This is a genomic window from Emcibacter sp. SYSU 3D8 (genome assembly GCF_039655875.1).
Classification (GTDB): Bacteria; Pseudomonadota; Alphaproteobacteria; order SMXS01; family SMXS01; genus RI-34.
The window spans coordinates 959,138-972,646 of record NZ_JBBYXK010000001.1 but is presented as its reverse complement, the minus strand read 5'-3'; the positions used below and the strand labels follow the sequence as shown (position 1 = coordinate 972,646).

13 protein-coding genes are annotated in these 13,509 nt (G+C 64.9%); 6 read left to right on the top strand and 7 right to left on the bottom strand.

Annotated features, from left to right (window positions below; all coding sequences use genetic code 11):
• Positions 1-211: 211 nt before the first annotated feature.
• From WJU21_RS04615 to WJU21_RS04595, 5 genes are all read left to right on the top strand, one after another.
• Positions 212-1,057: an enoyl-CoA hydratase-related protein gene (locus WJU21_RS04615; protein WP_346322203.1), complete on the top strand. Its 846-nt coding sequence runs from the start codon at positions 212-214 to the stop codon at positions 1,055-1,057.
• A 4-nt stretch (positions 1,058-1,061) separates the two neighbouring features.
• Positions 1,062-2,189 carry an acyl-CoA dehydrogenase family protein gene (locus WJU21_RS04610; protein ID WP_346322202.1) on the top strand — a complete coding sequence of 376 codons (1,128 nt, stop codon included), beginning with the start codon at positions 1,062-1,064 and terminating at the stop codon, positions 2,187-2,189.
• Positions 2,190-2,204: 15 nt separating this feature from the next.
• Positions 2,205-3,422 (top strand): acyl-CoA dehydrogenase family protein, encoded by a 1,218-nt coding sequence (locus WJU21_RS04605; RefSeq protein ID WP_346322201.1) that lies wholly within the window; start codon positions 2,205-2,207, stop codon positions 3,420-3,422.
• A gap of 8 nt (positions 3,423-3,430) precedes the next feature.
• Complete coding sequence (locus WJU21_RS04600; RefSeq protein WP_346322200.1) at positions 3,431-4,408, top strand: nitronate monooxygenase family protein; 978 nt, start codon at positions 3,431-3,433, stop codon at positions 4,406-4,408.
• A 183-nt stretch (positions 4,409-4,591) separates the two neighbouring features.
• Positions 4,592-4,789 carry a hypothetical protein gene (locus tag WJU21_RS04595; protein ID WP_346322199.1) on the top strand — a complete coding sequence of 66 codons (198 nt, stop codon included), beginning with the start codon at positions 4,592-4,594 and terminating at the stop codon, positions 4,787-4,789.
• Positions 4,790-4,802: 13 nt separating this feature from the next.
• Here the strand turns inward: WJU21_RS04595 and WJU21_RS04590 are convergent, their stop codons facing one another.
• Both WJU21_RS04590 and WJU21_RS04585 read right to left on the bottom strand, forming a co-directional pair.
• Positions 4,803-6,869, bottom strand: coding sequence for a PAS domain-containing protein (locus WJU21_RS04590; protein WP_346322198.1), 2,067 nt, complete (start codon positions 6,867-6,869; stop codon positions 4,803-4,805).
• Positions 6,866-8,356 (bottom strand): ATPase domain-containing protein, encoded by a 1,491-nt coding sequence (locus WJU21_RS04585; protein WP_346322197.1) that lies wholly within the window; start codon positions 8,354-8,356, stop codon positions 6,866-6,868. Before WJU21_RS04585 ends, WJU21_RS04590 begins: the two co-directional genes overlap by 4 nt.
• Positions 8,357-8,710: 354 nt before the next feature.
• Here WJU21_RS04585 and WJU21_RS04580 point away from each other — a divergent pair, with 354 nt between their 5' ends.
• A complete protein-coding gene (locus tag WJU21_RS04580) occupies positions 8,711-10,054 on the top strand; it encodes an aromatic ring-hydroxylating dioxygenase subunit alpha (protein ID WP_346322196.1) in 1,344 nt (447 codons plus the stop codon).
• A gap of 13 nt (positions 10,055-10,067) precedes the next feature.
• Here the strand turns inward: WJU21_RS04580 and WJU21_RS04575 are convergent, their stop codons facing one another.
• From WJU21_RS04575 to sfsA, 5 genes are all read right to left on the bottom strand, one after another.
• The gene (locus WJU21_RS04575; RefSeq protein WP_346322195.1) at positions 10,068-10,760 is read right to left on the bottom strand and encodes a class I SAM-dependent methyltransferase; all 693 of its coding nucleotides are present in this window, start codon (positions 10,758-10,760) and stop codon (positions 10,068-10,070) included.
• 71 nt (positions 10,761-10,831) lie between these two features.
• The gene (locus WJU21_RS04570; RefSeq protein WP_346322194.1) at positions 10,832-11,260 is read right to left on the bottom strand and encodes a GNAT family acetyltransferase; all 429 of its coding nucleotides are present in this window, start codon (positions 11,258-11,260) and stop codon (positions 10,832-10,834) included.
• A complete protein-coding gene (gene radC, locus WJU21_RS04565; RefSeq protein ID WP_346322193.1) occupies positions 11,260-11,952 on the bottom strand; it encodes a DNA repair protein RadC in 693 nt (230 codons plus the stop codon). Before radC ends, WJU21_RS04570 begins: the two co-directional genes overlap by 1 nt.
• A 16-nt stretch (positions 11,953-11,968) precedes the next feature.
• Complete coding sequence (gene map, locus WJU21_RS04560) at positions 11,969-12,784, bottom strand: type I methionyl aminopeptidase (protein ID WP_346322192.1); 816 nt, start codon at positions 12,782-12,784, stop codon at positions 11,969-11,971.
• A 23-nt stretch (positions 12,785-12,807) separates the two neighbouring features.
• Positions 12,808-13,509, bottom strand: coding sequence for a DNA/RNA nuclease SfsA (sfsA, locus tag WJU21_RS04555; RefSeq protein WP_346322191.1), 702 nt, complete (start codon positions 13,507-13,509; stop codon positions 12,808-12,810).

Here is a 13,509-nt window from a genome sequence, read left to right as displayed (position 1 = left end):
ATTATAATTTAGCACCCCTTTGCCGTCATTCCCGGGCCCGCGGGAATGATGATCGTGGGTGGTGGCTCGTCCACACATTCAAACATGTTCGAATTTATGTTACCCACCGGTTATTTTTCCGCCGGGGCGGGCTTGCGGCCCCTTTCAAACTCTTTAAAGTGCTCCCACCGTCTTCTTGGGGAAGATACCCGCCCGCTGGGGAGCCTGATCCGTGTCCGACTACGAATTCATCCTGGTGGATGATCCCGCGCCCTTCGTGCGCCGCATCACCCTGAACCGGCCTGAAAAGCGCAATGCCATGAACAACGGCCTGCGCGGCGAGGTGTTCAGGGCGCTGGAGGCGAACGACAAGGACGAGAGCATCCGGGTCACCATCCTGCGCGGCGCGGGCAAGGCATTCTGCGCCGGCTACGATCTGGCGGGCGCCAACGACCAGGAACAGCCCTATTACACGCCGGGCGGCATCGGCAACTGGCCGCGCCATGTGGTGCAGGGCTGGTTCACCATCTGGGACCTGGCCAAGCCGGTGATCGCCCAGGTGCATGGCTATTGCCTCGCCGGCGGCACCGAGCTGGCGACGGCGTGCGACCTCGTGTACGTGGCCGAGGACGCGCAGATCGGCTATCCGCCGGTGCGCACCATGAGCCCGCCCGACATGCAGTTCCATCCCTGGATGCTGGGCATGCGCCACGCCATGGAACTGATGCTGACCGGCGACGCCATGAGCGGGCTGGACGCGGTCGACAAGGGATTCGCCAACCGGGCCTATCCGGCGGACGAACTGGAAGCGAAGGTGCTGGAGCACGCCGAGCGCGTCGCCAAGGTGCCGTCCGACATCCAGCAGATGAACAAGCGCAGCATCCATCACGCCATGGAGATCATGGGGATGCGCGCGGCCATCCGCGCCGGCACCGAAGTGCAGGCGCTGGCCTTCTTTACCGAGACATCGCAGACCTACCGGGCCGAACTCCGCAAGGGGGTAACCCAGGCGCTGACAAAGCGCGACGAGGTGTTCGGCGACTACCGTACCCAGGGACAGAAGAAAGCAGGGGAGTAGACCCATGAACTTTGAATTTTCCGACGACCAGAAGCTGCTGAAGGAACAGGCCCGCGGCTTTCTCGCCAGCAAGTGCTCCGCCAAGGAGGTGCGCCGCATCCTTGACGGCAACGAGCCCTACCATCCCGAACTGTGGAAGGGCGTGGCCGAGATGGGCTGGCTGGGCGCCTCGATCCCCGAGGAATATGGCGGGCTTGGCCTGGGCTATCTGGAACTGTGCGTGATCGCCGAGGAACTGGGCCGCGCGGTGGCGCCGATCCCGTTCAGCTCGACCGTCTATTTGTTCGCCGAGGCGGTGCTGATCGCCGGTACGGAAGAGCAGAAGCAGAAATACCTGCCGAAGGTGTCGGAAGGCGCGATCATCGGCGCCCTGGCGCTGTCCGAAGGCGCCGGCGCGGTGACGCCCAAGACCATCAAGACCTCGGTCGCCGGCGGCAGGCTGACCGGCGTGAAGCTGCCGGTCACCGACGGCGACGTGGCCGACTACGCGGTGGTCGCGGCCAGGACCGGCGCGGGCAACGACGAAGGCTCGATCTCGCTGTTCATCGTCGACATGAAGGCCGGCGGCGTGACGGCCGAGGCGGTCGATACGGTCGATCCGACCCGCAGCCACGCCAAGGTCAGCTTCGACGGCGCTGGCGCCGAGCCGCTGGGCGCGGCCGGGCAGGGCTGGGCGATTCTCGACAAGGTATTCGACCGTGCCGCCGTGCTCTATGCGTTCGAGCAGGTCGGCGGTTCGCAGGCCGCGCTGGAGATGGCCCGCGACTACGCCATGGGCCGCTATGCCTTCGGCCGGCCGATCGCCTCGTTCCAGGCCATCAAGCACAAGCTGGCCGACATGTATGTGGCGACCGAGCTGGCACGCTCGAATTCCTATTACGGCGCCTGGGCGCTGTCGACCGACGCGCCCGAGCTGGCCATCGCCGCGGCGACCGCCAGGGTCAGCGCCACCGAGGCCTATCACGAGTGCTCCAAGGAGAACATCCAGGTGCATGGCGGCATGGGCTTCACCTGGGAGTTCGACTGCCACCTGCATTACCGCCGCTCGAAGGTTCTCAGCCTGGTGCTGGGCAGCCTGCCGCGCTGGAAGGACCGGCTGATCAGCCGTCTCGAAGAGCGCAACGCGGCCTAACGGAAAGACAGTTTCATGGATTTCAACGATACCCCGCAGGAAGCCGACTTCCGGGCGCAGGCAAGGGCCTGGATCGCCGCGAACCGTCCGACCGACTGGCAGAACAAGACCGGCCGCGACGTCGACGGCATCGCCATGTCCAAGGCGTGGCAGAAAAAGAAGTACGACGCGGGCTGGGCCTGCATCCATTGGCCGCAGGAATATGGCGGCCGCGGCGCGACGCCCATCGAGCGGGTGATCTGGTCGCAGGAAGAGGGTGAACTGGGCCAGCTCGGCGGCGTGTTCATCATCGGCCAGGGCATGTGCGCCCCGACGATCATGGCGCACGGCTCCGAAGCCGCCAAGCAGCGCCATGTGCCCAAGATTGCCAGCGGCGAGGAGATCTGGTGCCAGCTGTTCTCAGAACCGGGCAGCGGTTCCGACCTGGCCGGCCTGCGCACGCGCGCCGAAAAGCAGGGTGACGAATGGGTGATCAACGGCCAGAAGATCTGGACCTCGGGCGCCCATTACGCCGATTTCGGCATCGTCATCACCCGTACCGATCCCACCGTGCCCAAGCACAAGGGCCTGACCATGTTCTATCTGGACATGCGCTCGCCCGGCGTGACCGTCAAGCCGATCAAGCAGGTCTCGGGCCGGTCCGACTTCAACGAGGTCTATTTCGCCGACGTCCGCATTCCCGACAGCCAGCGCCTCGGCGCCGTCGGTGACGGATGGAAGGTGTCGCTGACCACGCTGATGAACGAGCGTCTTGCGGTGGGCGGCGGTTTCCCGACCAATTTCGAGGAAATGTTCGAGCTGACCAAGGTCATCGAGGGTGAGGACGGCCCCGCCATCGAGGACCAGTCGGTGCGCGAGAAGCTGGCCGACTGGTACATTCGCGCCGCCGGATTGCGCAACACGCAGAACCGCATGATGTCGGCGCTGTCGCGGGGGCAGGCGCCCGGTCCGGAAGCCTCCATCAGCAAGCTGGTGCTGGGCATAAACCGCCAGAACATGGCCTCGACCATGCTGGACATTCAGGATACCTATGGCGTCATCAGCCAGAAGGACCTGGCGGTGAACGGCGGACAGTTCCACGAGATCTTCTTCCGCGCCGTGGCCCACCGGATCGAGGGCGGCACGGACGAGATCCTGCGCAACATCATCGCCGAACGCGTACTGGGCCTGCCGGGCGACATCCGGGTCGACAAGGACCTGCCGTTCAACAATATCCCCACCGGGGCGAACTGAGAGAGACCATGATCAAGACTCGTTTCACCGAAGAGTTCGGCATCAAGCATCCCATCGTGCAGGGCGGCATGCAGTGGGTTGGCCGCGCCGAACTGGTGTCGGCCGTGGCCAATGCCGGCGCACTCGGTTTCATCACTGCCCTGACCCAGCCGACACCCGAGGACCTGGCCAAGGAAATCAAGCGCTGCCGCGAGATGACCGACCAGCCGTTCGGCGTGAACCTGACGATCCTGCCGACCGTGAAGCCGACGCCCTATGACGAATATGCCCGTGCCATCATCGATGGCGGCGTGAAGATCGTCGAGACGGCCGGCCGCAACCCGGAGCCCTACATGCCGTGGTTCAAGGAAGCCGGCGTGAAGGTGATCCACAAATGCACCTCGGTGCGCCACGGCGTGAAGGCCCAGCAGGTGGGCTGTGACGCGGTATCCATGGACGGCTTCGAGTGCGCGGGCCATCCGGGCGAGGACGACGTGCCGAATCTGGTGCTGTTGCCGGCAGCCGCCGACCAGCTGACCATCCCGATGATCGCCTCGGGCGGTTTCGGCGACGGCCGCGGCCTCGTCGCCGCGCTTGCCCTGGGCGCCGAAGGCATCAACATGGGCACCCGCTTCATGGCCACGAAGGAAGCGCCGGTGCACGAGAACGTGAAGCGCAAGCTGGTCGACAGCAACGAGCGCGACACCCAGCTTGTCTACCGCAAGTTCCGCAACACGGCGCGCATCTACAAGAACGATATCGCCAAGCGGGTCCACGAGATCGAGACCACCAAGGCCGATGCCACGTTCGAGGATATCAAGGAACTGGTGGTCGGCGTGAAGGGCCGTTCGCTGCTGGAGACCGGCGAGATGGAATCGGGTGTGTGGAGCGCCGGCACCGTCATGGGCATCATCAAGGACATCCCCACGGTGAAGGAACTTGTCGAGCGGATCATCCACGACGCCGAAGAGCTCATCAACCAGCGTCTGAGGCGCATCGCCAACTGATTGTTCGGACTTCGAAGCCGCCCGCGCCCTGGGGCGCGGGCGGCTTTTTCGTGTCGTCACAGCCTAAATCCATGTTAAGGCGCGGTTCATCACTACCGTGCAAAATGATCTCAATCGGCGAACCTGTATGGCGACCGCCGACCGAGAGACGTGTGTGCTCCCGCCCGATTCCGGAGCTGAAAAGTGACTTGCTGTAAGCCGCCACACGAAATCATCGACGCGATCCTTTTTCAGATGGCGACGCACCATCCGCATCTGTCGGAGGCCGAGGAGGCCGCGCTGAAGTCTCGGCTGTTCGCGATCGTGGCGGGCGCCGAGGAAGCCTGCATCGACCCGGACCACATGGCTCGCCTGTACCGCGAGGCCACTGCGGCGCGCTGACGGCGAGGTCCCGTCAGGCGGAGGCCAGCAGATGGTCGATATGAGCCTTGAGCGCGGCCTGTTCATAAGGCTTGGCGAGACGCGGCAGGCCCGTCGCCTGAACCGGAAGTTCGACATAACCCGTGGCCAGCAGCACCGGCATACCGGGGCGGCTGCGATGGACCGCGGCAGCGAGTTCGATGCCGTTCATGCCGGGCATCGCATGATCGGTCACTATCAGGTCGACGCCGAGTCCGCTCTCGAGGATGTCCAGCGCCTCCCGGCCGGAATTGGCCTCCACGACAATGTGCCCAAGATCCGCCAGCATCTCGGCGGTGCTTCTGGCAATGAGCGGGTCGTCATCGACCACCAGGATGGTCGCGCTCCGGCCAGCCTCCTCGGGCAAGACCGGGGCCGGCGCGGCGGCCTCGGCAATCGCTGCCGGGGCAGCTACGGGCAGCCAGAGAGTGGCGGTCGTGCCTTTTTCGGGGACGCTGGACAATTCCAGCAGGCCGCCCAGCTGTTCGGCCAGTCCGTGCACCATGGACAACCCTAGTCCGGTACCCTTGCCGACGGGCTTGGTCGAAAAGAACGGTTCGATCGCCTTTTTCAGCGTTGGCTCGTCCATACCGACGCCGCTGTCCACAATTTGCAACTTGAGGTACTGGCCGGGCGCCAGATCGGGGTGCACCTTGGCCGCCAGGCTGACCGAGATGTCGATGCCGCCGCCATCAGGCATGGCATCGCGGGCGTTGATCGCCAGATTCAGGGTGGCCAGCTCGATCTGGTTGGCGTCGACCTGGGCCGGCGGCAGGTGGTCCGGAATATCGAAGGTCAAGCTGACCTCGGGGCCGAGCGTGCGGTCGAGCAGATCGCGCATGCCGGTCAACAATTCTCCCAGATCCGCCGAGCCGGTTTTCAGGTCTTGCTGCCGGGCGAATGCCAGCATGCGCTGGGTCAGCGCGGCGCCGCGGCGGGCGCCCTGCATGGCGCCGTCGATCAGCCGGTCCAGCCGTGGGTCGTCGGGCAGCCGCTTGCGCAGTAATTCCAGGTTGCCCATCACCGCCGCCAGCAGATTGTTGAAGTCATGGGCGACGCCGCCGGTCAACTGGCCGATGCTCTCCATCTTCTGCGCCTGCAGCAGCTGGACCTGGGCGCGCTCGCGGGCGGCGACTTCGGTCATCAGCGCATCGGTGCGCTCGCGCACGCGCTGTTCCAGGGTCGCCGTCAGGTCGGACAAGGTGGCCCGTTCGGCGGCGAGCTGGGCCAGCAGCTGCTCCCGTTCCAGTTCTGACGTCTTGCGCGGCGTGATATCGGAGGAGACGCCGATCATCTGCTCGATCACGCCGGTGCTGCTGCGCAGCACCCGCGCGCGGACATCCATCCATCGGAGCGACCCGTCCGGCCAGACGATCCGGTATTCGATCGAGTAGTTCTCGCCCGTCCGCAGGCTATGCTCGACGGCGCTGCGCATGCGCTCGCGGTCATCGGGATGGATCGCCTCGATCACGTCGTCATAGGTCAGCGGATCCTTGGGCAGGCGGCCGAAATGCGCCTTGCAGCTATCCGAGGCACGCAACGCCATCGTGGTGATATCAAGAGTCCACGACCCGAGATTGCCGGCGCGCAGCGCGGTCTGCAGCTGTTGTTCGTTTTCATACAGCTCGATCAGCCGGCTGCGGGCGTCGTATTGCCGCCGCCGGCCGCGCACGGCGGTGCGCACCACGCTGACCAGGGTCGTCGGATGGAACGGGCGTTCGAGGAAGGTGACATTGCCGAGAAGCTCGGCAAGACGTGCGGCCACCGGATTCCGCTCCGGCCCGCCGCCGCGCTGGGTCAGCAGGATCACTGGAAAATCGGACCATGGCGGCTGGGCGCGCAGGACCTCGGCGATGGGCGCGATATCGACGCCGCGCAGCGCCTCGTCGGCGATGAGGGCCAGCCCGGCGCCCTTGCCGATCTCGTGATGCAATGCCGTCAGATCGTTGCAGCCCTCTGCCGGGAAGCCCGCTCTCTGAAGAATCGATACCGCGAGTGGGCCGTCTCGTCCGCTGGGTGCGAGCACGATCGCCCGCTCGGAGAGTGGTCCCGGTTCACTCAACTGGGCTTCCTTTGCAGCAGGGGATTGCCGCTGCCCGAATAGGTGGGCACGCCCCTGAGAACACCGTGGAAGTCCGTCAGTGGTTCGCCGATGGTCAGGCCATCCTCGCCGATCCCGAATTCGCGGATCGTCGGTTCGTGCCGGCCGGTGCGCTTCTTGATGATCGATATGGCGCGGCGCACCTCGCCGATTGCCTCGAAATAGCGCAGCAGGATCACCGTGTCGGCCAGATAGGTCACGTCGACTGGCGTCTTCATGTCGCCGACCAGTCCGTGCTGGGCCACGGTCATGAAGGTGGCCGCGCCGTGGCGGTTCAGATATTGCAGCAGCTCGTGGATATGCAGGATCAGCGAGTTTTCTTCCGGCATCGAGGCGCGGTAGCCGTTGAGGCTGTCGATGACGACGGTCTTGATATCCTGGGTATTCACGATCTGGCAGACCCGGTGCGAGAATTCGCCAGGAGACAGTTCGGCGGCGTCGATCTGGTTGACGAACAGCTTGCCTTCGGCCTGCCATTTCTCCAGGTCGATGCCCAGGCCGAGCATCCGGTCGAACAGCAGGCCCAGTTCCTCATCGAACAGGAACAGGGCCGCCTTTTCGCCTCGGGTGAGCGCCGCCATCACGAAAGTCATTGCAACCAGCGACTTGCCCGTGCCGGCCGGACCGAGGATCAGCGTACTTGAGCCAGCGTTCACGCCGCCGCCGAGCAGGGCGTCGAGTTCGGGGATGCCCGCCGATAGCACGCGTCGCTCGAACCTGTTGCGATGTTCCGCTGACACCAGGCGCGGAAACACCCCGATTCCGCCGGTCTTGATGACGAAGTCGTGGAAGCCTCCGCGGAATTTCTGGCCACGATATTTCATCACCCGCAGACGCCGGCGCTCGGCGCCGTACTCGGGCGCGATCTCCTCGAGGCGGATGACGCCCTGGGCGACGCTGTGCACGGTCTTGTCGGCGGCCTCGGATGTCAGGTCGTCCAGCAGCAGCACCGTGGCGCTGTGGCGTGCAAAATAGTGTTTGATGGCGAGAATCTGGCGCCGGTAACGGAGCGAGCTTTGCGCCAGAAGCCGGATCTCGGAGAGGCTGTCGATAACGACGCGCGATGCCTTGGCTCGGTCGACCGTCGCGAATATCTGCTTGGTCGTTTCCACCAGTTCCAGGTCGGAGGCATAAAGCAGACTTTGCTGATGTTCGTCGCTGAGAATGCTTTCCGGCGGGATGAGTTCGAACACTTCGATATGCTCATCCAGTTCCCAGCCGTGCGACGCCGCGCCCTGGCGCAATTCGTCCGGCGTTTCCGACAGCGTGATGTAAAGGCACTTTTCGCCGCGCCGGGCGCCGTCCATGAGAAACTGAAGCGCGATGGTGGTCTTGCCGGTCCCCGGTTCGCCTTCGAGCAAGAACAGGCTGCCGCGCGACAATCCGCCGGCGAGAATTTCGTCGAGGCCTTCAATGCCGGTGGCTGCCGTGATCATCGGGTCGAGCATGCTTTTCCTCGTGGACAAACCAGCTGCGGTGGCGGAATGCACTTTACCGAGGTGCCCGACGGCCGCCAACAAGACAGGCGGTTTACCGGGGTGATTGATAGATTAGCTTTTCAAGCATTGTATGGTGCCAACGCACCAATGCCACAGGCGGTTCCGCGGTATCGCGGTGCCGCTTGCAGCGTCCCTCTGTCGGGACCGGCCGAGACCGCGCCTTGGCTGCGCAGTGTCGTCCGGAACTGACCAGTTTTCCGGATTCGGATTGACAGGATGCCGCCGCGGTTTACGCTCCCAAAGCTGTTCGACAGCCGATCAATAATCGCGATCTGGCCGAAAACGGGAAACGGGGAGACGGACATGACCGAGATCATCACTCATCCGCTGGCCATCAACGGCAAGGACCCGCGCAATGCGCGCGGCGACCGGATTTCACAGGACCGCTATTATTCGCGCGACTGGATGCAGCGGGAATGGGATCACCTGTGGACCAAGGTGTGGCACATCGCCGGCCGCGAGAACCAGCTGCCTGAGCCGGGCGACTATATCGTGCACGATTTCATGCACGAATCGGTCATCATCGCCCGCCAGCCCGACGGCAGCTTGAAGGGTTTCTACAATGCCTGCGGCCACCGGGCCCAGAAACTGGTGTGGGACAAGGGTTCGCAGGACAGCTGGACCTGTCCGTATCACGGCTGGGAATGGAGCATCGACGGCAGCCTGCTCGACGCCTGCGACCGCGACGACTTCCCGCAGGGCGACCCGGTCGGCAAGATCCGCCTGATCGAGGTGCGGGTCGACACCTGGGGCGGCTTCGTCTGGTACACCATGGACAACGACGCGCCGCCGCTGCTGAAGTACCTGGAGCCGATCCCCGAGATCTACAGGAACTTCCCCTTCGAGACGCAGATTCGCGTGCGTTGGGTCCGGGTCGAACTGGGCTGCAACTGGAAGTTCTCGTCGGACAATTTCAACGAATCGTATCACACCCGCACCGCTCATCCGCAGGTGCCGCCGATCATCGACCAGGACCATTTCACGTCGCGGTTCGAGATGTTTCCCATGGGGCACGCGCGCATCATCCAGATGGGACGCCCGTCCTTGCGCGACCGCGTGCCCGAGGGCCAGCCGCATCCGTTCGACGATACCCTGCGCGAATGGGGCATCGACCCCGACAGCTATGCAACCTACGAAGAGAAGGCCATGCAGGGCTGGCTCGACCTGAAAGCGGCCAAGCGCAAGCTGGGACCGGAGCGCGGCTACAGGCATTTCGAGACGCTGAACGACGAGGACCTGACCGAAAGCCCGTTCGGCGTGGTGTTCCCGAACATCGCCTTCGGCGCCGGCGCGGAAGGCATGTCGTTCTTCCGCTGGGAGCCGCACCGGGACGATCCGGAGAAGTGCTATTTCGACCTGTGGGACCTGGCGTTCCCGATCGACGGCCAGTACCGCGCCCGCCTCACCGAGACCGAGATGGAGATGAAGGAAGCCGAATACGACTTCCGCGTCTATTCCGGCCCCGATGCCGTTGCCGACCTGCACGATCAGGTGGTGTTCCAGGACTGGGCGCTCAGTCCCGGCCAGCAGTCGGGATGGCGCTCGCGCGGTTATCAGGAGCCCTATCTCGCGGGACAGGAGACGCGGGTGAGGCGGTTCCACGAGGTGCTGAACGACTATCTGGACGGCAAGCCGCCGGGCTGGTGAGGCGGCGGGACGGCTACTTCGTCTTGACCGTCAGTTCGTTGCCACGCCCTGGACTGAACGGCAGCGGCACGGAAAGGTAGCCGTTCCGAGGATCGCGCACATAATCGATATAGCCCGACGCCTGCTGCAACGCGTTCTCCCCGATGATGATCGCGCCCGGCCTCAGGTGCGGCTCCAGCAGCGCGAGGACCGAGTCGTAGAGCGTAAAGGCGCCGTCGAGCAGCACCATGTCGATGTCACCGCCGACGCCCGGTTTAAGGGTCTCGCGTGCATCGCCGATCCGGAACTGGACAAGATCGGCGAGACCGGCCGCAGCGACGTTCGCTTGCGCCCGCTCGGCTTTAGCGGGCTCGAGTTCGGTGCCGATGAGGACGCCGCCGCCCATGTCGCGCAGGGCTGCGGCCATGTAGATGGCGGAAATCCCCATGGACGAGCCGAACTCGACGATCCGCTTTGCCTGGCAGGACCGCGCCAGCATGTAGAGAAAGCGCCCGAACTCTGGATCGACGCTCAGGAAGTTGCCCGCGTAGCCGCGATACAGTCCGGTCAGGTCCTTGATCTCGGCGTCGACCACCCGTTGCATCGCTTGCTCGAAAGTGATCGCCTCGTCGACGACCGCCTGTATCAGCGGCGCATCCGCGGCGTCCGCTTCCCGATGGAGACGGCGGAGAACCTCCGCGATCGGGCCGCTGCTGAGTGAATCCATGTCCTAGCTCCCCGGAACTCGCCGGCCCGCCGCGCGGCGAGCTGGCGACACCATACGAAATTGCCAGGCCGCTAGCACCCGCCCAGCCGCTTCGATAGCACGACGACTTCGCTTGGCTCATAACCCAGGCACTCATAGAAGCCGCGCGCGCCCAGATTGCCGGTCCGCACCATGACATTGAGCTTTGGCACGCCGCGATCCTGCAGCCACTGTTCGGCCGCGGCCATCAGCGCCGCGCCGATCCCCAGCTTCCGGTGGTCGGGAAGCACGCCCACGTAATAGACCGCCCCGCGATGGCCGTCATGGCCGACCATGATGGCGCCGATCAGGACGCCGCCCTGCCGCCCTGCCAGGATGGTCGAGCCGGGACCACCCAGCGCGAACCGGGCGTCGGCATGGGGATCGTTCCAGGGCCGGGTGAGATTGCAGGCTTGCCATAAGGCCACGGCCTGCGGGATTTCGCTCTCGGCGAGCGTATCGATGACGAAGCCTGCCGGCATCACAACAGCCCCAACGACTTGAAACTGGAATGGGTGCCGCGGCCGATGATCAAATGGTCGTGGACGACGATGCCCAGCGCCGCGGCCGCCGCCACCACCTTCTTGGTCATCTCGATGTCCGCGCGGCTGGGATTGGGGTCGCCGGACGGGTGGTTGTGCACCAGGATCACCGCCGTCGCATCCAGCTCCAGCGCCCGCTTGGCCACCTCGCGCGGATAGACCGGCGTATGGTCGATGGTGCCGGTCTGCTGCACCTCGTCGGCGATCAGCGTGTTCTTGCGGTCGAGGAACAGGATGCGGAACTGCTCCCTGTTCTCATAGGCCATGGCCGCCTGGCAATATTCCAGCACGGCGGCCCAGGAACTCAGGGCAGGGCGGTTGAGTGCCTTGGCGCGGGTCAGGCGCAGGCCGGCTTCGCGCACCAGCTTGAGGGCCGCGACAATGCCGTCGCCCACGCCCTTGACCTCGGCCAGCCGCTCGGGCGGCGCGCTCAGTACGTCGGCGAGGCTGCCGAAGCGGTCGATCAGCGCCTTGGCGAGCGGCTTGGTGTCGCCGCGGGGGAGGGCGCTGAACAGCAGCATCTCCAGCACTTCGTAGTCGGGCATGGACGCGGCGCCGCCGCTCATGAAACGCTCGCGTAGGCGCTGCCGGTGTCCCAGATGGTGTGGTTTTTCGTCCGTCACGGCCCCCAACCCGACGGCGCCGGCGTCAGACGGCGTAGGGCGGCTTGTCCAGGCCGCGCGCCGAGGCGGTGAACACCTCGTAGCCGTCATCGGTCACGGCGATGGAATGCTCGAACTGGGCCGACAGCGACCGGTCGCGGGTCACGGCGGTCCAGCCGTCCGCCAGGATCTTCACGTCATAGCGGCCCAGATTGACCATGGGCTCGATGGTGAAGAACATACCGGGCCGCAGGATCACGCCCGAATGAGGCTCGCCGTAGTGCAGCACGTTGGGTGCGTCATGGAAGACCTTTCCCAGACCGTGGCCGCAGAAATCGCGCACCACCGAACAACGCTCGCCCTCGGCATATGTCTGGATGGCATGGCCGATGTCGCCCAGGGTGGCGCCCGGCTTGACCTGCCGGATGCCGTGCCACATGGCCTCGAAGGTGATGTCGCACAGCCTGCGCGCCTTCACCGAGACATCACCCACCAGATACATGCGGCTTGTATCGCCATGCCAGCCGTCGACCGTCGGCGTCACGTCGATGTTGAGGATGTCGCCATCCTTGAGCGCCTTGTCGCCCGGGATGCCGTGGCACACCACATGGTTGATGGAGGTGCAGATGCTCTTGGGAAAACCGCGATAGCCGAGCGGCGCCGGGATGCCGCCGCGCTCGATGATGAAGTCGTGGCACAACTGGTCGAGATGACCGGTGGTGACGCCCGGCTGCACATGCGGCGTGATGAAGTCGAGCGTCTCCGCTGCCAGCCGTCCGGCCGCGCGCATGCCGTCGTAGCCCTCGCGCCCGTGAATCTTGATGCCGCCGGCGTGCATCTCGCCAACTTTCTGATCGTTCATTGTGTGCCCTTCAAACCCGGCGCTTAGATAGCGAGGACCAGCTTCCGGTCAACGGTGATTTCTTCGGTGGTCAGTCTACAGGCGTAGCAAAGGACTTCAACGCCGCGCTCGCGGGCCACCCGCAAACCTTTATCATACGCGGCGTCCACGTCCCCGGCGATTGCAAATCGGTCGCAGTCCATGCGCTGAACCAGATAGAGCATGACCGCCCGGTGTCCAGCCTCGACCATGTCGCCGAGTTCGAGCAGATGCTTGGCGCCGCGCGCGGTGACCGCGTCGGGGAACTCCGCCAGGCTGCCGTCGCGGCGCAGATGGACGTTCTTCACCTCCACGTAGCACATCGGCCTGTCCGGATCCTCGAGCAGGATGTCGATGCGCGAGTTGCGGCCATATTTCACTTCCTGACGCAGGGTCGCATAGCCGGCAAGCGGTTCGATGGCGCCCGCGCGGATCGCCTCGGCGACGATGTGGTTGGGATGGGCGGTGTTGATGCCGACCAGGGCGCCGTCGGCCTCGATCAGCTCCCACGAATATTTCAGCTTGCGGTCCGGATTGGCGGCGGGCGACAGCCAGACGACGGAGCCGGGCGCCTTCAGTCCGGCCATGGCGCCCGAATTGGCGCAGTGCGCGGTGATGGTCTCGCCGGTGTCGAGCACCACGTCGGCCATGAACCTTTTGTAACGTTGAACCAGGGTGCCGCGCACCAGGGGAGCGTGAAATTTCAT